The following is a 20,260-nucleotide window of genomic DNA, read 5'->3' as shown; positions in this document are numbered from 1 at the left end:
TCCTCGCGTTAGGTTACCCCTACCGGGGGCGGGCCGGAAACTGGGGCGTCCGTGGGCCCCATCGAGGCCCTCCCCCGCGCCGAGCGTGATTTGAGACCGGGTTTCTGCCCTCGGTTTATCGCGCTGAATGCACGTTCGGCGAAAGGCGGGCGTCGGATCAGAGCAGACCGGCGACGAAGGCCGCGGCCTGAGCGGGCATCGGCGACTGCGCGTAGGACAGGTGGGGCGCGGAGAACATCTCGTCGTGCGAAGGCAGCGCCAGGGCTCCCGGAGTGCAGATCGGATCACCGTCGACACACAGATCAATGGCTTTGGCTCCGTACCAGGGGCTGATCTCACTGATCGGTCCGCCCAGGTAACGGTCGGTGGGATTCCCGAAAACTGCCACCGCAGCTACGTGCTCGGCATCCTCGGCAGACAGGGTCGCGGCGTTGAAGCCCGCCACCGATGCCCGCGCGATGGTGACCAGGTCGATGACCATGGCGCCTTGGGAGTAGCCGCCGAGCACCAGCTTGGTATCGGGGCAGGTCGCCGCCATGGACTGCACGTGCGTGCTGGCGTCGCGGGCGCCGTCGGACGCCGAAGGCGGCCAGTCCTCGCCGGCCGGGTAATTGACCGCATACACACCGACGGTGCGCCCTTTGACCTGCGAATCCAACGCGTCGATGAACTTCTGGCCGACTTCGCCGACACCGGGCGGTTCGGCGGTCCCGCGGGCAAAGGTCACCTCGATGTCGGGACAGTCGGCTGCGGACGCGGCCGGAACCACGACCGGGACACCGGGCACGGCCACCAGGGCGGATGCCCCCACAGCAGCAAACAGCGCGACCACCCCGGGCGCCTTCATGTCATCGATGCTGGCACACCGAGCCAGCCGGGCACCAGCCCCTCAACCCGACATTTGTCTGTCGGTTTGAGACCACCGGGTCACGTATCGGACTCGGGCTCGGTGAGCCGCTGGGTGCGCAACCGCAGTGCATTGCCGATCACGCTGATCGAGGACAACGACATAGCGGCCGCGGCGATCAGCGGAGACAGCAGCAGGCCGAATGCCGGGTACAGGATCCCGGCGGCGATCGGGATGCCCACCGCGTTGTAGCCGAAGGCAAAGAACAGGTTCTGCCGGATGTTGGCCACGGTCATCTTGGAGAGCTCGCGGGCACGCAGGATGCCGGTGAGGTCACCGTTGAGCAGGGTGACGCCGGCACTTTCCATCGCCACATCGGTTCCGCCGCCCATGGCCAGGCCGACGTCCGCGGCCGCCAGCGCGGGAGCATCGTTGACGCCGTCACCGGCCATCGCCACCACCCGGCCCTCGTCACGCAGCCTGGTGACCACGTCACTCTTCTGATCGGGGAGCACATCGGCTTCGATGCGGTCGATGCCCAGACGGCGCCCGACCGCCTGCGCGGTCACGCGGTTGTCACCGGTCAGCATGACGATGTCGATGCCTTCGCGGCGCAATGCGGCCAGTGCTGCCGGCGTGGTCGGCTTGACCGGATCGGCGATGGCGAAGATGCCGGCTGCCCGTCCATCGACGCCGAGGTAGATGGCGGTGGCTCCATCCGAGCGGAGCCGGTCGGCCTCGGACTCCAGCGCACTGACGTCGATCCGCTGCGAGGTCAGGAATTCCGCGTTGCCGGCAACCACGTGACGTCCATCGACAACTCCGACAACACCCCGGCCGGCCGGCGCCTCGAAGCTGTCGACGTCGGGAACGCCGACGCCGCGTTCGGTCGCCGCCGCCACGATGGCCTGCGCCAGCGGGTGCTCAGAGGCCCGCTCGACACCGGCGGCCCATCGCAGGATCTCGTCGGGGTCGAAGCCCGATGCCGCAAGGGTGTCGGTCACCGCGGGACGGCCCTGGGTCAAGGTGCCGGTCTTGTCGACGACCAGGGTGTCGACCTTCTCCATGCGTTCCAGCGCCTCGGCGTTCTTGATCAAGACACCCAGCCTGGCCCCGCGACCCACTCCGACCATGATCGACATGGGCGTGGCCAGTCCCAGCGCACAGGGGCAGGCGATGATCAACACGGTGACCGCGACGATCAGGGCGTGCGCCAGTTTGGGGTCGGGGCCCACCAGGGCCCAGACGATGAACGCGATCACCGCGACGGCGATCACCGCGGGGACGAACACCCCGGCGACACGGTCGGCGATCCGCTGGATCGGTGCGCGAGAGCGTTGCGCCTCGGCCACCATGGCGACGATCCGCGCCAGCATCGTGTCGCGGCCGATCTTTTCCGCACGCATGACCAGCCCGCCGGACTGGTTGATGGTGCCGCCGATGACGGTGTCACCGGCGGTCTTGGTGACCGGCATCGATTCTCCGGTCACGACCGACTCGTCGACGGTGGAGCTGCCCTCCTCAACGGCGCCGTCGACCGGCACCCGCTCGCCGGGCCGTACGCGTAGCCGATCCCCGATCTGTACGTTCTCGAGGGCGATCTCCTCGTCGGCGCCGTCGGGACGGATACGCCGGGCAGTCTTGGGAGTCAGATTGAGCAGGGCCTTGATGGCACCCGATGTCTGTTCGCGCGCCCGCAGTTCCAGCACTTGGCCGAGCAACACCAAGACGGTGATGACCGCTGCTGCCTCGAAATAGACGTCGACGACGCCCATCTCGCGAAACGAGTCGGGGAAGACATCGGGCGCGACGGTGGCGACGACACTGTAGCCCCAGGCCACCCCGGTACCCATCGCGATGAGAGTGAACATGTTCAAGTTCCCGGTGCGTACCGAGTCCCAGCCGCGGACGAAGAACGGCCACCCCGCCCACAACACGACCGGCGTGGCCAACACCAGCTGAATCCAGGCCGACACCGGCGCCGAGATGACACCCGGCACCAATCCGATCAGGTGACCGCCCATCGACAGCACGAAGACCGGCAGCGCCAGGGCGAGGCCCACCCAGAATCGGCGAGTCATATCGGCCAGCTCGTGGCTGGGGCCGGTGTCGGCGGTGACAAATACCGGTTCCAGCGCCATGCCACAGATCGGACAGGAACCCGGGCCCGGCCGACGAATCTCGGGGTGCATCGGGCAGGTGTATTCCGCGATCTCCGCCGCGCCCGAGTGCTCGACACCCACGCTGGGGCGGCCGTGGTCGTGCCCTTCGTGGCCGATGTGGGCCGTCATGGTCGGCAATCCCCCATTGCCGGGCGCCCCACCCGAGCCGGGGCGGGCGGGCCGTCGATCGTGGTCAGCACGGTGAGCTCACCTCCGCACAAGCGAATGACTGATCGTCGCAGCCCATCTTGCCCGCCATGCGCTGGTCCCTCGGTGAATTCGGCAAGATCGTGCGACCCGGCCTATCGGTGCCACCACATACAAGGGATCGCCGATCACCGGGAGATGTTGGGTGACAAAGAATTAGAGGCTCATGGCGACCGGGCACGGTTGCCCGGAACTCATTCCTTTCCGATTGCCGCCAGCACGTCGGCGGCATCGAGCTGCGCCACTTCCAGATACACCTCGGCGACCGCGTCCAACCGTCTCGGTGCGTCCTCCGCAGCAGCCAGCCGGGCGGCCAGCCCTGCGACGGTTCGGGTGGCGAAGATATCGGCCACCACGGCGCCCGGGGCGTCCAGCCAGGTGCGAATACGGGACACAGCGGCCGTGGCCAGTACCGAATCCCCTCCCAGCGCGAAGAAGTCGTCGTCGGCCCCCACCCGGGCGACGCCGAGCACCTCGGCGATGATCGCGGCCAGGGCGCGCTGCAGCGGGCCGGCCGGCTCGCGGTAGCCATCGCCTGCCGCCATGTCCGCGGCCAGCTCCGCCGTCACCGCCCGCCGGTCGATCTTGCCGGAAACCGTGTAGGGAATCGCCGCAACCAGGCGCAGCTGTCGGGGAATCATGTGCTCAGGCAACGACTCGGCCAACCCGGCCTGCAATTCGGCGACGCTCACCGCTGGATCACCGGTGCGCACCGCGGCTGCCAGCACCTCACGCCCGCCGGCGTCGGTCAGCGCCACCACGACCGCCTCGGCAACCCCGGGCAGCCGGCGCAGCGCGGATTCGACCTCGCCGAGCTCGATGCGATAGCCGCTGACCTTGACACGGTGATCGGCCCGGCCGACGAACTCCAAGGTGCCGTCGGGAAGGTAGCGGGCCAGATCGCCGGTGCGATACCAGGTTCGGCCGGCGTGCTCGACGAACTTCTCGGCGGTCAGATCGGGCCGGCCGCGGTAACCCGAGGCGATGCCGCGCCCGGCGACCCACAGCTCGCCGGCCACCCAGTCCGGGCGGTCGGCTCCTTCGGCGCCGACGACCCGGCAGGCGATGTTGGGCAGCGGGGTGCCGTAGGGGACCGCGGCCCAGTGCGCCGGTGGTTCACCCTCGACCTCGCACAGCGTGGCGTGGATAGCGGTTTCGGTGGCCCCGCCAAGTCCGGCGAACCGCACACCGGGGGCCACCTCGGCGAACCGTCGAGCCAATTGCGGGCGCACCCAGTCGCCACCGGTCAATACCGCCCGCACCGAAGACAGTTCACCGCCGGTGGCGGCCAACATCTCCAACGCCCCCGGCATCAGATTGAGCACGCTGACCCGGTGCCGCGCCACCAGTTGCGCCCACACGTCGGGGCTGCGCCGGTCAGCCTCGTCGACCATCACGATCGCCGCGCCGGCACGAAGCATCGCGAACACGTCGAGCACCGACATGTCGGCGTCCAGGGTCAGCAGCGCCAAGCTGCGATCGCTCGGAGCGAATCCGAAGCGAGCGCTGAGGGTTTCGACGGTGTTCATCGCGGCGTCATGGGTGACCTCGACGCCCTTGGGCTCGCCGGTGGAGCCGGAGGTGAACACCACATAGGCCAATTCGGCCGGATCGGTGCGAACCGGTTCCACCGCAGCGGAGTGCTGCAGTGCTTCGGAGACCGCCAGCGCCGGAATCTGCAGGGCGGGCACCGCATCCCCGGTCACCAGGGCCAGCGCAGCACCGCCCAGAGCCAGAATTCGTTGTCTGCGCTCGGGCGGCTGATCGGCGGCGATCGGCAGATAGACCGCACCGGCGGCCAGGATTCCCAACAGGGCCGGGATCTGCTCGGCACCCTTGGGGCCCAGCAGAGCCACTGTGGCACCGGGTCGCACGCCCCGCTCTCGCAGCGCGGCGGCCACCGCCAATGCCTGATCGCGCAGCTGTCCGTAGCTCGACTGCCCCGAGGCGTGCAGCAGCGCGACGGCATCGGGATCGCGGTCGGCTTGGCGAAAGAAGCCGTCCTGCAGCGCTTCTCCGCTGGGCTCAGCGGTACCCGAGTTCACCGAGTTGCGCACCTGGGCCTGGTCGACCGGCAGCGCTGCCGGCGCCGGCTCCGCCCAACCCTCGCCGCCGGCCAGCCGGGTCAGGTCGGCGATGTGGTGAGCGAACATGGCGTCGATCACGCCCGGCGCGAACATGTCTTCACGCACATCCCAATTGACCAGGACTCCACCGTCGAGCTCGGTGACCTGCGCGTCGAGCAGCACTTGCGGGCCCTGGGAGATGATCCAGACCGGGGCGCCGAACGCCCCGGTGACCTCATCTGCGAACAGCTCCCCGAGACCCAGCGCGCTGGTGAACACCACCGGCGCCAGCACCTGCGTGCCGCGGTGGCGGCTCAGGTCACGCAGCACCGCCAGGCCGGGGTAGTCGGCGTGGGCGGCGGCGGTGCGCATGGCGTCCTGCAGGGCGTGCGCGCGCTGAGCGCCGGTGCCGGCCTGACTCAGGTCCACATCCAGCAGCAGTGATGAGGTGAAATCCCCGACCAGTTTGTCGACGTCGTCGTGCAGCGGTTCCCGGCCGAACAACGGCACATTGAGCAGGAACCGGGGTGCGTCCGACCAATTGGCCAGGGTGTGGGAGAACGAGGCGGCCAAGGTCATGGCCGGTGTGACGCCGTGGGCGCGGGCCTGACCGTACAGCGCGTCGCGGGTGTCCTGGTCCAGCCAATGCCACCGCCGAGTACTGCGTCGCGGGTCGGCGGGGGCGCCTGCGGGCGGGGGCAGCTTGGGTGGGTCGGGCAGGTCGGGGATGCGCTGCGCCCACCACTGAGCATGGCTCTCGTCGGGCTGGTGTTCGGCGGTGGCCTGGCGGTACTGCCGGTAGGTGTAGCCCAGCTCGGGCAACGTCTCCCCCCGGTAGGCCGCGGCCAGATCCGCCATCAGGGTTCGGTAGCTCATGGCGTCGGCGGCCTGCATGTCCAGGTCGACGTGGAGGCGCGTGGTTCCGTCCGGCAGCAACGACACCGTGAGCTCGAAGACCGCGTCGTCGAGCTGCTGGTGCGATTTCGCCACGCGGGTGGCGTCCAGCCGCTGGGCCACCGCGGTGGCATCGAGTTCCCGTAGATCCTGCACGGCGACGGGCAGTTCGGCATCGGGCCGGATGTGCTGGGTGCCATCAGGTGAGAACTGCACCCGCAGCATCGGGTGGCGCGCGGCCAGTGCACTCGCTGCGGCGGCCAGCCGGCCCGGATCGATTCCCGGGTCCCCGGGGCGGGTGTGGAACTCCACATACAGGTGCCCGGCCACCCCGCCGAGCGCGACGTCGTCGTCGCGGCCCACCCACATGGCGTGCTGCATGGGAGCCAGCGGAAAGGGTGCGCAGGCATCAGCGGGATCGACCATCGGGGCGGTCTCCGGCGCCGGTTCGCCCCGGCCCAACAGGTCCTGCCACGCGGTGATGCGGGGATCGGCGGCCAGCGTGGCGAAGTCGACGTCGATGCCCTGCTTGCGCCAGCGACCGGCCAGGCTCATCATCCGGATCGAGTCCAGACCCTGTCCCACCAGATCTGCCTCGGGATCGACGGCGCTGGCGTCCGCGCCGAGCAGGTCAGCGACCTGTGCGCGTATCTCGTCCGGCCCCACGACGCGACTCCACCCTTCGTTAGGCTGCCCTAATTTCTCGAAGCTACTCTATCCAGGTTCGGTCGTCGGCACGCCAGGGAGTACACATGCACGGGTTCGTACCGTTTCCCGACGAGCGGGCCGCCGCCTATCGTGCGGCCGGCTACTGGAACGGGCGGCCCTTGACGTCGCTGCTCGACGACGCCGCGACGCGTTGGCCCGAGCGGCGCGCGGTGATCGATGACGGCACGACGCTGTCGTATGCGCAGTTGGATGCGGCCGCCGATCGTGCGGCGGGCAGTCTGCACCGGCTGGGTGTCGGCGCCGGCGACCGGGTGTTGCTGCAGTTGCCCAACAGTTGCGCGTTCGCGGTCACCCTGTTCGGGCTGCTGCGGCTGGGCGCTGTTCCGGTGCTGTGCCTACCCGGACACCGTGCTGCCGAGATCGGGCATCTGGCCGAGGTCAGCGATGCTGTCGGGATCGTGATCCCCGACGCCACTGCGGGATTCGACTACCCGGCGATGGCCGCCGAGCTGGGGCTCAGACGACTCATCCTCGACCAGGCGGGCGAGAGCGCCCCCGCGCCGCGGGTCGCCCCCGACCCCGCCGCGCCGGCGCTGCTGCTGGTCTCCGGTGGGACCACCGGGATGCCCAAGCTGATCCCCCGCACCCACGACGACTACGTCTACAACGCCACCGCCAGTGCGCAGCTGTGCCAGCTGACCGCCGATGACGTCTACCTCGCGGCACTGCCGGCCGCCCACAATTTTCCGCTGGCCTGCCCGGGGTTGCTGGGAGCCATGTCGGTGGGCGCGGCCACCGTCTTCGGCGCCGACCCCAGCCCGGAGGCGGCATTCGCCACCATCGCCCGGCACCGGGTGACGGTCACCGCGCTGGTGCCGGCGTTGGCCACGCTGTGGGCGCAGGCCTGCGACTGGGAGCCTCAGAGGCCGACGACCCTGCGACTGCTGCAGGTCGGCGGCGCCAAGCTGGCCCCGGGCGACGCCCGCCGGATTCGGGAGGTTCTGACGCCGGGCCTGCAGCAGGTGTTCGGCATGGCCGAGGGGTTGCTCTGCTACACCCGGCCCGGCGACTCAGCGGAGTTGCTCGACACCACGCAGGGCCGGCCACTGTGCCCCGCCGACGAGGTGCGGGTGGTCGACGAGACCGGCGCCGAGGCATCCGAGGGCGAGCTGATGGTGCGCGGGCCCTACACGATCAACGGCTATTTCAACGCGGCCGAGGCGAATGAGCGATCCTTCAGCCCGGACGGCTTCTACCGCAGCGGTGACCGGGTCCGCCGGTTGGCGAATGGCTACCTGGAGGTGACCGGCCGGATCAAGGACGTGATCGTCCGCGGCGGCGAGAACATCGCTGCCGACGAGCTGGAGTCGCACCTGCTGCAGCATCCGGCGGTTCGCTCGGCCGCAGCGGTCGGCTTGCCGGATCAATATCTGGGCGAAAAGATCTGCGCCGCAGTGGTCTTCAACGGCTCACCGCTGACCTTGGCAGAGCTCAACCGCCACCTCGACGAGTCCGGGGTCGCAACCCACATCCGGATCGATCAGCTGGCGGCGCTACCGGCACTGCCCACCACGGCGGTCGGCAAGATCGACAAGAAGGCGTTGATCAACCAGCTCGGGTGACGCGAGGTGACCTAGCCCGCCTCAACCACGTTGTCGAGTCCCGAGGTGCTGACTTCCGGGTTCCCCGAGTGGTAGGTGACCCGGTTGTTGAGACCAGATGCCGTGACCGTGGGCGTCGATTCGACGGTGATGATGTTGCCGATGCCCGACACGGTCAGACCGGCGCACTGACCGGTGAGCTCCACCGTGTTGCTGACCCCGCTGATCGAAACGTAGCGGCCGGCGCAGTCCAGCGTCTTGTTCTCCCCGGCCCCGGTGATGCTCAGCGTGACGTTGCCGTCCGGCGCCGGTTCGGCCGACACCACCGGGTTCGGGATCGGCGGCAGGGTTGGGGCGACGACCGGCGGTACCGCGGACGGTATCGGGATGAAACCGCTGGGCACAGTGGGGTGCCCAGCGGAGGTGGTGAAGCCGCGAGCGGCCACGAAAACAGCGATCGAGCCTGCTATCACCAAGGCCGCTGCGATCACACTGACGACGACGGCGAGAATCCTGCCGTTGCCCGACCCCGGCGGCCTCCCGTCGATGGAGCCCGATGAGACGGTCAGTTCCACCGGACGGGCGGAGACCGACACCGGGCGCTCCAACTCCCGTATGCGGGCCTCCGGGTCATCGTCGGCGTTCACGACTGAATGATCGCACAGCTGACGCGACGACGAGCCCTGTTGCGTCCGGTTGGGTTCGGCTACCCGGCGTGGATCTGCCATCCGGCGGCATCGTGTTGCTGCCGCCAGAACTCGGCGAAACGTCCACCGGCCGCGCGCAATTCATCGATGGTCCCGTCCTCGATGACCCGACCGTCGTCAATGAACAGCACGCGGTCGGCCTGGGAGATGCTGGCCAACCGGTGCGCAACGATCACCCGGGTGCGCGGTCGCGGTTCGGAGCTCAGGGCGGCGACGATCGCTACCTCGTTCTCGGTGTCCAGGGCGCTGGTCGCCTCATCGACGAGCAGCACCGGGGCGGGTTTGAGCAGCGCCCGAGCAATGCTGACCCGTTGGCGCTCACCGCCGGACAGCGCCGCGCCGGCTTCCCCCACTCTGGTGTCAGGGCCGTCGGGCAACCGGGCGACCAGCTCGTCGACACGGGCCAGTTCGGTGGCCCGCTCGACTGATGCCTGATCGGCGTCGGGGTCTCCGACCAGGATGTTGTCGCGGATCGTGCCGTCGAGCAGGTAGGGATGCTGGAACACCACACTGGTGACGGCCCGCCGCGACGGAGCGTCCAGCTCGGCCGCGTTCCCACCGTCGAGCATCACCCGGCCGCCGGTGGGCTCGTGCAGTCCGGCGATCAGCGACAAGATGGTGCTCTTGCCCGAGCCGGACGGCCCGACGATAGCCGTGGTGGTGCCGGGCTGCAGGGCGAAGCTGACCCGGTCGAGCACCGGGGGGCCGGCCGGGTCGTAGCCGAACGTGACGTCGTCGAACTCGATACGCACCGCGCCGCTGTCCTCCGATGCCCGGCGGGGGCCGACCGTGACCTCCGGTGCGGTGAGCACGGCGCGGATCCGCGCAAGAGAAGCCCGTGTCGACTCCAGGGCCGGCGCCAGCTCGCTGATGGCGGTGAACGGTTCCAGGTAGCGAGCCGCCACCACGATCAAGGCGATGGCCTCGGGCACGCTCAGTGTGCCGGTCACGGTCAACGCGGTGGTGCTGCCGGCGAGCAGGATCAGGGCACCCTGGCTGGCCAGGCTGAACAGCAGTTGCCCGGGAATCTGCATGAGCAGCAGCCGCATCGCCGCGCCGTGCTGGGCGCTCAGCGCCTGCCCGACGGTGCTGCGCTCGGGCTCGACGCGCCGTGCCGCGCGCAGCGCCTGCTGGGTGCGGGCGAACTCGATGATCCGTTCGGTCAGGGCGGTGTTGGCCTCGCCGGCCGCGGCGTCCGCGCGGGCGCTGAGCCGGTTGGACGCCCACAGCGCCCCCAGCAGCAGCGGGACACCGCCCAGCGCCGCCAGACCGAGCTGCCAGGACACCCCGAGCAGGGCCAGTGCGATCGCCGGCGGCAGCAGGATGGCACTGATCAGGGGGGTCAGCAGATTGACCACCAGGCTGACCAGTTCGGGGCCGGTGGCGGCGATCGCCTGTCGCGCGTCGGCGGTGTTGGCGGGCGTGAACCAGCCCAGCCGGACGCCCGGCAGCCGGTCGGCCACGTCATGTTGAGTGCGATCGAGGACGGCGAAACCCAGGTCGAATCCGATTCGGGCGCAAGCGAAGTCGATCAGCCAACCCGCGGCGGTGGCGACGGTCAGCCACCCCAGCCATACCACCGCCGAACTCGGGGTGCCGGAGAAGAGTGCGCTCACCAGCGGGACCAGCAGCACAGTCCCGGCTGCCCGCACCGCCACCGACGCCAACGTCAGTGCGACGTAGCGGGACATCTGGCCGCGGCGCTCGCGCGGGATCAGCTGGATCAGGGTGCGAATCATCGGCCTGCCTCCGCGCCGACGGTGGCCGCGGCACGGCCGGTCTGCCACAACTGCAGGTAGCGACCGCCTGCTGCCAGCAACTGGTCGTGGTTGCCCTGTTCGACGATCCGACCGTCGTCGAGCACGACGATCTGATCGGCTCCGGTGATGGTGTGCAACCGGTGGGCGATCACGAGCACGGTGCGGTCCCGGGTCAATCTGTTCAGCGCTTGCTGCACCAGGTATTCCGATTCCGGATCGGCGAACGCGGTGGCCTCGTCCAGGATGAGCACGGGTGTGTCGGCGAGGATGGCGCGAGCGATGGTGAGCCGCTGACGCTCCCCACCGGAAAGCGCCGCCGCGGCGCCGAGCACGGTGTCGTAGCCGTCGGGCAGCCGCAGAATCCGGTCGTGGATCTGGGCTTCGCGGGCGGCGGCGTGTACCTGCTCGTCGGTGGCGTCGGGGACGGCCAGCGCGATGTTGTCCCGCACGCTGCCGTGCACCAGCTGGGTTTCCTGCAGGACGAATCCCACCCGCTGGTAGAGCTCCTCGGCTGTCAGCGACCGGATGTCTTGTCCATCAACCGATATCGAGCCGGCCTCGACGTCGTGAAACCGGGCCAGCAGCGCGGCCAGGGTCGACTTTCCCGAGCCGGAGGGGCCGACCAGTGCGGTCACCGTGCCCGGCTGCAACGTCAGGGACACATCGCGGATCACCGGGACGCCGGGGCGATAGCCGAAGGAGACCGCTTCAAAGCGCACCGTTCCGACCTCTGCCGTCGGCACCGCAGTGGCGTGCTGCTCGACCGCGAGTTCGGGTTCGTCGAGGGCGATCTGTAGCCGCCGCGCGGCGAGCATGCCGCCGCGGATGCCGCCGACGCCCAGGCCGATACCCAGGAGTCGCGCTCCGAAGGTGGTGCCCAGCAGCAGGAACGGCAACAGGTTCACCGGGTTCATTCGGCCGGCGATGATCAGCGGGGCGCCGGCCAGCATGATCAGCCACAGGAAGGTCGACGGGCGGGTCACCAGGTCCATCAGGGTCTTCTTGCCGACGAAGGGCCGCTGCCAGTCCACGAGAAAGTTGATGTAGCCGTCGAGGCGGCGGCGGAAGGTGGAGGCGGCGGCGCCGCCGAACACCCGGATCACCGGCTGACCCTCGAGGTAGGTGCCGGCCTCGCCGTTCATCCGCTCGGCCCAGCGTTGCGCCTGACTGATCTTGGGGCCGGACTGGGTCATCATCATCGACGTCAGCACCAGGTAGACCAGCACCGGCAGGAAGAGCACCAGGGCCACCCGCCAGTCCACCACGAACAGGTAGACCAGCACCGCGACCGGTGCCACCACGGCGGCGACGGCGTCGGGGATGGCGTGGGTGACCAGATAGTGCAGGGACAAGGTGTCGTCGGCGACCAGTTGCTTGATAGAGCCGGATCCGCGAGCGGTGAACCAGCCCAGCGGCAGCCGCGAGAGCTTGCTCAGCAGTCGTGTCCGCAGCTCGCTGGCGAAGCGGGCGTCGACGACGTGCAGCCACAACGTCAACCCGGCGCCCAGCAGGGTGCCCAGCCCCAGCAGGGAGAGCGCGGCGACTCCGACCGTCCACAGCCGTGACTCGTCGGCGCCGGCGACCAGTAGCCGGGCCAGCTCAACCAGCAGCACAAACGGCGCCAACTGCAGCAGCGTGATCAGGGCCTGCAGGACACCGGAGACGATCAGCGGTACCCGCAGCCGACCGAGCAGCCGACCCGCCGCCTGGGCCCGCCACGCCCCCTTGGCGTTGACTCTGCGTTCACCGGGCGCCTCACTCGCATGTGTGTCAGGTGCCGGCAGAGTCAACGGCGTCTGCGGGGTGGCCTCGGCTTTCTCGGGTCCGCGCTGGGTGCCCATGGCGCGTCCGGCGGTCCAGTAGGCCTGCGCGTGGATCTCGGATTTGGGGAATCCGAACTCGTCGCGCAGCCGCGTCCGCAGCGCCTTGAGCGTCGCGGCCTCCGGGGTGGCCCAGGCATACCAGTCCGACCAGTCCCGGGCCTCGATCGCCGCGGCCAGCGAATTCGCGTCGCGGCGGGGTACCCAGTGCACCCGCAGCCGGGGGTGCTCGCGCAGCGGGATCAACAGATCATCGTCGGTGTGCTGCTCGAGGTAGAGCTCGATCGGTACGTCGGGCGCGATGGTGTCGATGATTCCGTTGATGCCCGGAATCGATGCCGAGTCCCCCATCAGTAGGTAGCCGGCGGGCTGCGCGTCGGCGTCGGGCACCTCGAAGCGCGACGAGCCCATCAGCGACACCGCCGCGATAGTGGCTCCGGGTTCGACGGTGCGGGCCCAGCGGGTGGCCGGCCCGGCGGGTTCGTGCAGCATCATGTCGACCGCGAAGCGCCCGCTCTCGGCGTCGCCCTCGGCGATGGTGTAGGCACGCTGGAATTCGGTGTCCGATCCGTCCGGGTCCGGGAACCAGAATCGCAGCCAGGCACTGGGTTCGACGGCCGCGTCGGTGAACAGGGTGGGTGAATGCATCCAGACCCGGATGCAGTGTGGAGCGATCCAGCTGGTCTCGAGCACCGTGACGATGTGGTCGCGAGCGCCGAACCCCCGCAGAATCGCACCCTGCAAGCCGCGCGCCATCCCGGTCCTTTCGCCAACGGTGGCCCACCCCGCGGAGTCGGGCTCGACGACCCGCCCCCGAGCCGAACCTAGGTTACCCTACCCTCAGTTGTCGGGATGGCTGCTCGGGGTAGGCTCGCTGCTCGTTATGACTGACCCGGCAACCATCCTGCACCGCGAGCTGACAGATCTTTCCGACGAAGTACGCCGCGTCCCGCCGCCCCCGATTCCGGCGCTGGCCGCGCCCTACGAGATCCGGGTGGCCGACCCGGACTCCGACGCGGAGATGATCTCTGAATGGATGAACCGACCGCACCTCGCCCAGACCTGGGAGTCCGCCTGGCCATCCGCCCGCTGGCGCGCCTATCTGTCCGCCCAGGTCACTGGGAGCTATTCGCGGCCACTGATCCTCAGTCGGAACGGGCAAGACGGCGGCTATATCGAAATTTACCGGGCTGCAAAGGATTCCATCGCCAAATACTACGAGGCCGACCCGCATGACTTGGGCATTCATGCCGCCGTCGCCGATACCGCGGTGGTCAATCGTGGGTTCGCAGCAATCCTGTTGCCGCGCATCATGAACTACGTCTTCGAGCTCGAACCGCAGTGCCGGCGGATGATGTTCGAACCCGAGTACCGCAACACGGCCATGCGCCGGCTGGCCGAATATGTCGGCGGCGTCTTCCTCGGCGAGCACGACATGGGTTATCGCAAGATGGCGCTCTACGCGGTGCTGCGCTATCCCGACGACGATCCGCTGTCGAACAGCTCAGCGTAGCCTTCGTAGTCGGGTCGCATCCCGGCTGCGACCAACTCCCAGAGCACCTCGTCGGTGCCGCCACCCACTCGAGCCAGCTTCATGTCCCGCCACCAGCGCCCCAGCGGCGTCTCGTCGACCAGGTAACCGGCCCCGCCGAAGATATGCATGCACTCGGCGATCACCTCTTCGCCCAGTCGCGCCGCGGTGACCTTCATCGCCGCGGAGGTTCGCAAGTCGAGCTTGCCCCCCGACGCGAATCCGTTGAGCCCGTGGCGAAGCAGATCGACTCGCGCCTGCATGTCGGCCATTCGCAGCCGCAACGCCTGATGTTCGAACAAGGTGGCGCCGAACTGGGTGCGGTGCATCATCCGCGCGTGGGTGATGCCGAGAACTTTCTGCGTGGACGAAGCGACCTGCCCGGCGATCGACATACGCTCATGAGCCAAGCCCCAGGAGATGGCGGCCAGCCCGGTGCCCGCGCGGGCGATCAAAGCATCGGCGGGCACCCAAGTGTCGATGTCGACAGGTGCGGTATCCAGCGGCCCCGCGCCCACCTTGCTGAACGGCTCCTGCACCTGCACCTGATCGGTCGGTACCGCGATCATCATGACGTTGCCGTGCCCACTGCTCTCATCGTGGTCCATGCTGCGCGCCAGCACCAGTATGTGGTCGGAGATGGGCGACAGCGATACGAACTTCTTGCGGCCACGCACCTCGAAACCGTCGCGCACGGAGCGGGCCTCGGTCTGCACACGCTGCAGGTCCGATCCCCCCGACTCCTCCGAAGCACCGATACACAACACCGCTTCGCCACGGATGGCCCGCTGACAGATGTCCTTGAGATAATCGGATCGGCCGAAGCGGTGCAGAATCGAGATCGACGAATCCTGCAGGCTCACACCGACTCCGATGCCGGCAGACCCGAGCTGCCCCAGTGCGTAGGCCAACTCCAGAAGCTTGGCCACGTCGGTAGGCTGTGCTCCAGCCCATTTCCGAGTGAAGACTCCCGCCCGGCCGAGGTGCTCGATCAGTTTGCGCGGAAAGCGCCCACTGACCTCGGCTTCGGCCGTCCAATTCTGCACCTGCTGATCGAACGCTTCGTTGAGCAGACCGCGGTAAGCGTCGATATCCGACTCCGCAATCACCTGAGTCATTTCATAACCTCCATGTTGCGTTTGACCTCGAGCCGCCGGAGCTTCCCCGACGACGTCCGGGGCAGCGATCCCGGAGCCAGAAACACCACAGCTGCCGGCACCACCCCGCAGTGCGACGCCACCCGGGAGATCAGGTCGGCCCGTGCGCCGGTCTCATCGCGGCCGCGGAACTCCGCGGCGATCACCAGTCCCGGGCGGAGCCCGTCCGTGCCGACCGCCACCACTGCGCCCTCACGGACCCCTCGCACCTCGGCGGCTACGCGTTCGATCTCGGTGGGAAACACGTTGCGTCCGGCGATCGAGATGATCTCCTTGGCCCGGCCACAGACCACCAGCCCGGCATCGGTGAAGTAGCCGAGGTCACCAGTGGCAAACCAGCCATCCGGGTCCAGCGCCGACTGACCGAGGTAACCCGACATCATCGACGTGCCGCGGATTTCGATCTCGCCGACCTCACGCCCGACCAGTTCCTCGTGGTCATCGGTCACCGGGCGGATCCGGACCTGCATCCCGGGGATCGGTTCACCGAGTACCGCGTGCCTTCGCATGGCCGCGGTGTCATTGCTTGGCACGCCGACGATTTCGTCGCACTGAAGACCGACGCCAGGCAGCGGCGCGGTCACCGCGCAGGTGGCTTCGGCCAGGCCGTAGGATGGCATGAGGGCACCGGGATCCAGACCGAATTTGGCGAGCTCGGTGACGAATCGCTCCAGCCCCGCGCAGTCGACGGGTTCGCCGCCGTTGATGGCGACCCGCAGCCGGCCCAGATCCACCTCGGGGACGCGCCGGGCGTATTTGCCGATCACGGCGTAGGCGAAGTTGGGCGCGGCCGTCATGGTGGCGCGGCTGTCGTGCAGCCAGCTCAGCCACCGAAATGGCGATGCGGCGAATGCCGCGGTGGGGGCCAACCACTGTTCCGAGCCGGTCAGCGCCGCGCTGAGCAGGAAGGTCAGCCCCATGTCGTGGTAGAGCGGCAGCCAGCTGCAGCCGACATCGTCCGCCGGATCGACGCCGACATGCATGCTCAAGCCGGAGACGTTCGCCAGCACCGCAGCCGGTGACAGCTGGGCGGTGCGCGGGGTGCCGGTGGACCCGGCCGTGCCCTGCAATACCGCGGGCACGTCGGTGTTGGGAGTGACCGGATTGACCGAGCGACCGGTGCCGGCAGCTGCGGCAACGTCATCCACCGCCAGGCTGCGACCGCTCTCCTCGGCGCGTAGCAGGTCCAACACGGGTCCGTGGCTCAACACGGTGCTGACCCCGATTCCGTGGAAGCGATCCAGCGTGGCCTGCGCCCATTGCCGGGGGTCGGCGCCGCGCACCGGCCCGGGCAGTACCGACACGCTGCGACCAGCCAACCACGCCCCCTGAATCGCGGCGACCAGATCTGCGGTCGGCTCCCCGACCAGCCCGACCGCCCCGGCGTTATCGCCGTCCAGAATTCGGGCGGCCACGCTTTCGGCCCGGGCGTGCACCTGCTGCCACGGATGGCGGTTCCAGACGCCCGCGTCGGGGTCGAAGACCACCAGGTCGTGTTGCGACCCGGTCATCGCCCGGGTCAGGGTGCTGGCCAGCACACTCACGCGTCGGCGGGGGCTTTCGCCCGGATGGCGGCCTCCAGGTCCCCGACCGTGTCGCAAGTCAACAGGTCTTCCTCAGACAGCGCTACACCCAGCCGATCCTCAATGGCGACCATGCCGATGGCGAAGGCCACCGAGTCGAGGCCGACGTCGTCCACCAGCCGTGATTCCGGAGTCACGCGGTTGAGGTCGACCTGCAGGTCGTCTCGCAAGATCTCACGCAGCGCAGCGGTGATGACATCGGGGGATGAAGCGCTCATGGTGAGGGACGCTACACCAGATTCGAAACTAAGGTTAGCTTGCCCTATCCTGTGACTCGCGCCACGTTTGGTAAGGTAAGGCTTGCCTGATAACTTCCGCTTTGGTTAAGTGAGCCCGCGTTGTAGGTAGATAAAAACCTCACGTCAGATGAGGTCACGATAAGGAGAAGCGATGCAGCTCGCCCTTGCCGCCGGTTCAACCGACCGCGGCACCCCTTTGAACACCCGTGCCACGGGCATTTTGGCCGCGGGTGTCGCCCTGGCCGGCGCCGGCGTGATCGCCGTGAACCCGGCCGCTCCACTGACGACGGTCAACCAGGCCGACGTGCAGCTCACCAGCACCTCGGACAACCTCGAGCACGTATTCGACCTGATCACCGGCCCGAATCCGATCTTTTCGGCCCTCGGCGAACTCGGTAGCTACTACGGTCAAGTCGCCAACGACAGCTTCGAGCAGGCATGGGCGGGCGTCGAAGGCATCTGGTCGGGCTTGGGCGGTTCAAAAGGCCTCGAAACCATCATCCCCTTGATCATCGAGCAGATTGAAGAAGGCGACTTCTCCAACGCCTACAACCTGCTCAACAACGACATGTTGTTCAACACTCAGAACATCTTCCAGCCGTTGTTCAACCACATCCCGCGCGGGGGCACCGAGGAGATTCCCGGCATCCTCAGCATGGGTAGCGAACTGGCTCAGGTGTGGGCAAACGTTTTGGATGTATTCAGCGACTTCAGCTTCTGGAAAGACGCCTCGCGCTACATCATCGAGCCGCTCGCCGGCTTCCAGTTCGCTCTGGCGGACAATTTCACCGACACCGGTGACCACATAGCGCAGAACCCCTTTGACGCCTTGCTCAACGGCTACGTTCCCTGGGGTGTTCCCGACGGCTCCACGGCCGAAGAGCCCCATGCCGCATTCATCGGCCTGATCTCCCCGACGGGCAGTTTCAACTACTTCTTCGATGCATTCCCCTCCCTGATCGCGGAAGCGTTGACCAAGGAACTGCCGGTACCGGACGTCGATGTTTCGATCGACAGCGGCGTGGGTGGCGCGCTGGCAGACGCCAGCCTATTCGACTGGACTTGGCTGACTGATCTGTTCAGCTAGTCGCTGGGCCAAGCGTCCCGCGCGAGAGCTGGAAACTCCAGCGCTCGCGCGGAATCAGAGCCTGGTGCGGGCCGGACCGGCCCGCACCAGGCTCTAAAACATTGCCATTGACTAATGGCACCATTGATTGTTGACTCGGTCACATGATCCTTGGCCGATCTCCCAAACGCAGCCATGGGGCCTCCGCCGTCGTCACCGGCGCCGGAAGCGGTATCGGAGCGGCCTTCGCCGTCGAGCTCGCGCGCCGCGGCAGCGCCGTGGTCTGCAGCGACATCGACGACGAGGCCGCTGCACGCACCGTCGAGGCCATCGCCGGCGCAGGCGGTCGCGCCACCGCCGTGCACTGTGACGTCTCGGCCATCGATGAGGTCGCCGCGCTGGCCGAGGCCGCGCAGTCCTGGTTCGGCCACTCGCCCACCCTGGTGATCAACAACGCCGGTGTCGGCGCCGGCGGGCTGCCGATCGGCGAGATGGCGCTGGACGACTGGAACTGGACGCTGGGCATCAACCTCTGGGGCCCGATCCACGGCTGCCATGTCTTCACGCCGCTGCTGCGCGAGGCCGGCTCCGACCGACCCCGCGGCATCATCAACGTCGCCTCCGCCGCATCGTTCGGCGCCGCCCCGGAGATGGCGGCCTATAACGTCAGCAAGGCCGGCGTGCTGTCGCTGTCGGAGACGCTGGCGGCCGAATTGTCCGGTACCGGAATCGGCGTCACCGTGCTGTGCCCGACGTTCGTCAAGACCAACATCGTCGAATCGGGCCGGGTCACCGCCCAGTCCGGCGAGGCCGCCAACCGGCTGATGCGCTTCGGCTTCTCCGCGGAACGCGTTGCCCGCGACTGCCTGGACACCTACGACCGCGGCGGTCTGTACTGCATGCCGCAGCTGGACGCCAAGATCGGTTGGAGTGTCAAGCGTTTCGCGCCGGAGACATTCACCCGAACCATCGGGCTGGCATTCCGGGCCAGTGCGGCATTGCCAGGTCGGTCCGACTGAAGGAGATCACAATGGCTCTCGACATGGACGTCATGCTCACCAAGATCAAGGACCGGCAGTGGGCACTGGCCGATATCGACTGGGACGCACCGGGAGCCGAGCTGATCCGCCCTGAGATGGTGCCCAAGCTCAAGAAGTTCATGGCCGACCTGTGCTGGATCGAGAACATCGGCGCCCGCGGCTTCGCGGCCATGGCACGCAAGGCCCCAACCGCGACGCTGGCCGAGATCTACCGGTACTTCCACGCTGAGGAGCAGCGCCACGCCAACGCCGAGCTGGCGCTGATGAAGCGTTGGGGCATGCTCGAAGACGGCGAGATGCCCGAACCCAATGTGAATATCCGGCTGGCGATGCAATGGCTCGACGACTACTCCGACGACATGCCGCTGTCGGTACTGGGCACCGTGATCCCGATGCTGGAAGTCGCCCTCGACGGGGCGCTGCTGAAGTTCCTGCTCGACGAGGTCGACGACCCGGTCTGCCACCAGGTGTTCGAGAAGATCAACAACGACGAATCTCGGCACATCGCCGTTGATTTCGAGGTCCTGGAGATGATCGGCCACGCCGACGCCCGCAGGCTGGCCATCGAGTTCGTCGGCACCGTCGCCTCCCCGTCGCTGATCGTCGGTGCGCTGATCTCGATCCCGTTGCTCAATCGGATCCGCAACGAGGTGATCGGCATGGGCTTGGATCCCCAGCGCCTCTACGCCGCCCTGTCTCGCTTCACGCAGTTCGGTGAGCGCGGCGAACATACCCGGCGGGTGCCGGCCTACCAGGTGGTCAAGCGCTACTCCGGCTGGATGGCCAACCCGAACAGCCCATATCACCTCGTGGCCAATCCCGCGGTCTGGCTGTCCGGCTTCTACCCCAGACGGCTGCTCAAACCGATCCCGAGCTGGTTCAAAGAGCTCACCCACGAGCCGGCCGCCTGA

14 protein-coding genes are annotated in these 20,260 nt (G+C 68.1%); 5 read left to right on the top strand and 9 right to left on the bottom strand.

Annotated features, from left to right (window positions below):
• Positions 1-157: 157 nt before the first annotated feature.
• The 3 genes from AWC02_RS16185 to AWC02_RS16175 form a co-directional block, all read right to left on the bottom strand.
• On the bottom strand, positions 158-847 hold the full coding sequence (locus AWC02_RS16185) for a cutinase family protein (protein ID WP_085129728.1): 690 nt from the start codon (positions 845-847) through the stop codon (positions 158-160).
• Between the two features lie 80 nt (positions 848-927).
• Positions 928-3,138, bottom strand: a complete 2,211-nt coding sequence (locus AWC02_RS16180) for a copper-transporting P-type ATPase (RefSeq protein WP_085129727.1) — start codon at positions 3,136-3,138, stop codon at positions 928-930.
• A 272-nt stretch (positions 3,139-3,410) separates the two neighbouring features.
• Positions 3,411-6,842, bottom strand: a complete 3,432-nt coding sequence (locus AWC02_RS16175) for a non-ribosomal peptide synthetase (RefSeq protein ID WP_085129726.1) — start codon at positions 6,840-6,842, stop codon at positions 3,411-3,413.
• An 86-nt stretch (positions 6,843-6,928) separates the two neighbouring features.
• Here AWC02_RS16175 and AWC02_RS16170 point away from each other — a divergent pair, with 86 nt between their 5' ends.
• On the top strand, positions 6,929-8,467 hold the full coding sequence (locus AWC02_RS16170; protein WP_085129725.1) for a (2,3-dihydroxybenzoyl)adenylate synthase: 1,539 nt from the start codon (positions 6,929-6,931) through the stop codon (positions 8,465-8,467).
• An 11-nt stretch (positions 8,468-8,478) separates the two neighbouring features.
• On the opposite strand, the gene AWC02_RS16165 is transcribed toward AWC02_RS16170, so the two are convergent.
• Genes AWC02_RS16165 through AWC02_RS16155 form a run of 3 tightly spaced genes read right to left on the bottom strand, consistent with a single transcriptional unit; the run spans position 8,479 to position 13,489 of the window.
• Positions 8,479-9,093, bottom strand: coding sequence for a DUF3060 domain-containing protein (locus AWC02_RS16165; RefSeq protein ID WP_064998417.1), 615 nt, complete (start codon positions 9,091-9,093; stop codon positions 8,479-8,481).
• A gap of 59 nt (positions 9,094-9,152) precedes the next feature.
• A complete protein-coding gene (locus AWC02_RS16160; RefSeq protein ID WP_085129724.1) occupies positions 9,153-10,892 on the bottom strand; it encodes an ABC transporter ATP-binding protein in 1,740 nt (579 codons plus the stop codon).
• Positions 10,889-13,489, bottom strand: coding sequence for an ABC transporter ATP-binding protein/permease (locus AWC02_RS16155; RefSeq protein ID WP_064998415.1), 2,601 nt, complete (start codon positions 13,487-13,489; stop codon positions 10,889-10,891). The genes AWC02_RS16160 and AWC02_RS16155 overlap by 4 nt, the downstream gene beginning before the upstream one ends.
• A gap of 127 nt (positions 13,490-13,616) precedes the next feature.
• Between AWC02_RS16155 and AWC02_RS16150 the strand changes: the two genes are divergently transcribed.
• Positions 13,617-14,246 carry a GNAT family N-acetyltransferase gene (locus AWC02_RS16150; RefSeq protein ID WP_064998414.1) on the top strand — a complete coding sequence of 210 codons (630 nt, stop codon included), beginning with the start codon at positions 13,617-13,619 and terminating at the stop codon, positions 14,244-14,246.
• Here the strand turns inward: AWC02_RS16150 and mbtN are convergent.
• The 3 genes from mbtN to AWC02_RS16135 are packed head-to-tail and all read right to left on the bottom strand — an operon-like array spanning position 14,207 to position 17,270.
• Positions 14,207-15,382, bottom strand: coding sequence for a mycobactin biosynthesis acyl-ACP dehydrogenase MbtN (mbtN, locus tag AWC02_RS16145; RefSeq protein ID WP_064998413.1), 1,176 nt, complete (start codon positions 15,380-15,382; stop codon positions 14,207-14,209). The genes AWC02_RS16150 and mbtN overlap by 40 nt on opposite strands.
• Positions 15,379-16,965 carry a long-chain-fatty acid--ACP ligase MbtM gene (gene mbtM / locus AWC02_RS16140; protein WP_064998412.1) on the bottom strand — a complete coding sequence of 529 codons (1,587 nt, stop codon included), beginning with the start codon at positions 16,963-16,965 and terminating at the stop codon, positions 15,379-15,381. The genes mbtN and mbtM overlap by 4 nt, the downstream gene beginning before the upstream one ends.
• Positions 16,962-17,270 (bottom strand): acyl carrier protein, encoded by a 309-nt coding sequence (locus AWC02_RS16135; RefSeq protein ID WP_272818991.1) that lies wholly within the window; start codon positions 17,268-17,270, stop codon positions 16,962-16,964. Before AWC02_RS16135 ends, mbtM begins: the two co-directional genes overlap by 4 nt.
• 124 nt (positions 17,271-17,394) lie before the next feature.
• Between AWC02_RS16135 and AWC02_RS16130 the strand changes: the two genes are divergently transcribed.
• The 3 genes from AWC02_RS16130 to AWC02_RS16120 all read left to right on the top strand — a co-directional run bounded on the left by AWC02_RS16130 (position 17,395) and on the right by AWC02_RS16120 (position 20,260).
• Positions 17,395-18,330, top strand: coding sequence for a hypothetical protein (locus AWC02_RS16130; RefSeq protein WP_234784487.1), 936 nt, complete (start codon positions 17,395-17,397; stop codon positions 18,328-18,330).
• A 143-nt stretch (positions 18,331-18,473) separates the two neighbouring features.
• The gene (locus tag AWC02_RS16125; RefSeq protein ID WP_076050434.1) at positions 18,474-19,328 is read left to right on the top strand and encodes an SDR family NAD(P)-dependent oxidoreductase; all 855 of its coding nucleotides are present in this window, start codon (positions 18,474-18,476) and stop codon (positions 19,326-19,328) included.
• Positions 19,329-19,339: 11 nt separating this feature from the next.
• Positions 19,340-20,260, top strand: coding sequence for a reductase (locus tag AWC02_RS16120; RefSeq protein ID WP_076050433.1), 921 nt, complete (start codon positions 19,340-19,342; stop codon positions 20,258-20,260).

This window comes from Mycolicibacter engbaekii (assembly GCF_002101585.1).
Lineage (GTDB): Bacteria > Actinomycetota > Actinomycetes > Mycobacteriales > Mycobacteriaceae > Mycobacterium > Mycobacterium engbaekii.
The sequence above is the reverse complement of the archived record's forward strand: the minus strand, read 5'-3'. Positions and strand labels throughout refer to the sequence as shown.

Coding starts and splice junctions, on each gene's coding strand:
- AWC02_RS16185 (WP_085129728.1), bottom strand. CDS start 847: ATGAAGGCGCCCGGGGTGGTCGCGCTGTTTGCTGCTGTGGGGGCATCC.
- AWC02_RS16180 (WP_085129727.1), bottom strand. CDS start 3,138: ATGACGGCCCACATCGGCCACGAAGGGCACGACCACGGCCGCCCCAGC.
- AWC02_RS16170 (WP_085129725.1), top strand. CDS start 6,929: ATGCACGGGTTCGTACCGTTTCCCGACGAGCGGGCCGCCGCCTATCGT.
- AWC02_RS16160 (WP_085129724.1), bottom strand. CDS start 10,892: ATGATTCGCACCCTGATCCAGCTGATCCCGCGCGAGCGCCGCGGCCAG.
- AWC02_RS16155 (WP_064998415.1), bottom strand. CDS start 13,489: ATGGCGCGCGGCTTGCAGGGTGCGATTCTGCGGGGGTTCGGCGCTCGC.
- AWC02_RS16150 (WP_064998414.1), top strand. CDS start 13,617: ATGACTGACCCGGCAACCATCCTGCACCGCGAGCTGACAGATCTTTCC.
- mbtN (WP_064998413.1), bottom strand. CDS start 15,382: ATGACTCAGGTGATTGCGGAGTCGGATATCGACGCTTACCGCGGTCTG.
- AWC02_RS16130 (WP_234784487.1), top strand. CDS start 17,395: ATGCAGCTCGCCCTTGCCGCCGGTTCAACCGACCGCGGCACCCCTTTG.
- AWC02_RS16125 (WP_076050434.1), top strand. CDS start 18,474: ATGATCCTTGGCCGATCTCCCAAACGCAGCCATGGGGCCTCCGCCGTC.
- AWC02_RS16120 (WP_076050433.1), top strand. CDS start 19,340: ATGGCTCTCGACATGGACGTCATGCTCACCAAGATCAAGGACCGGCAG.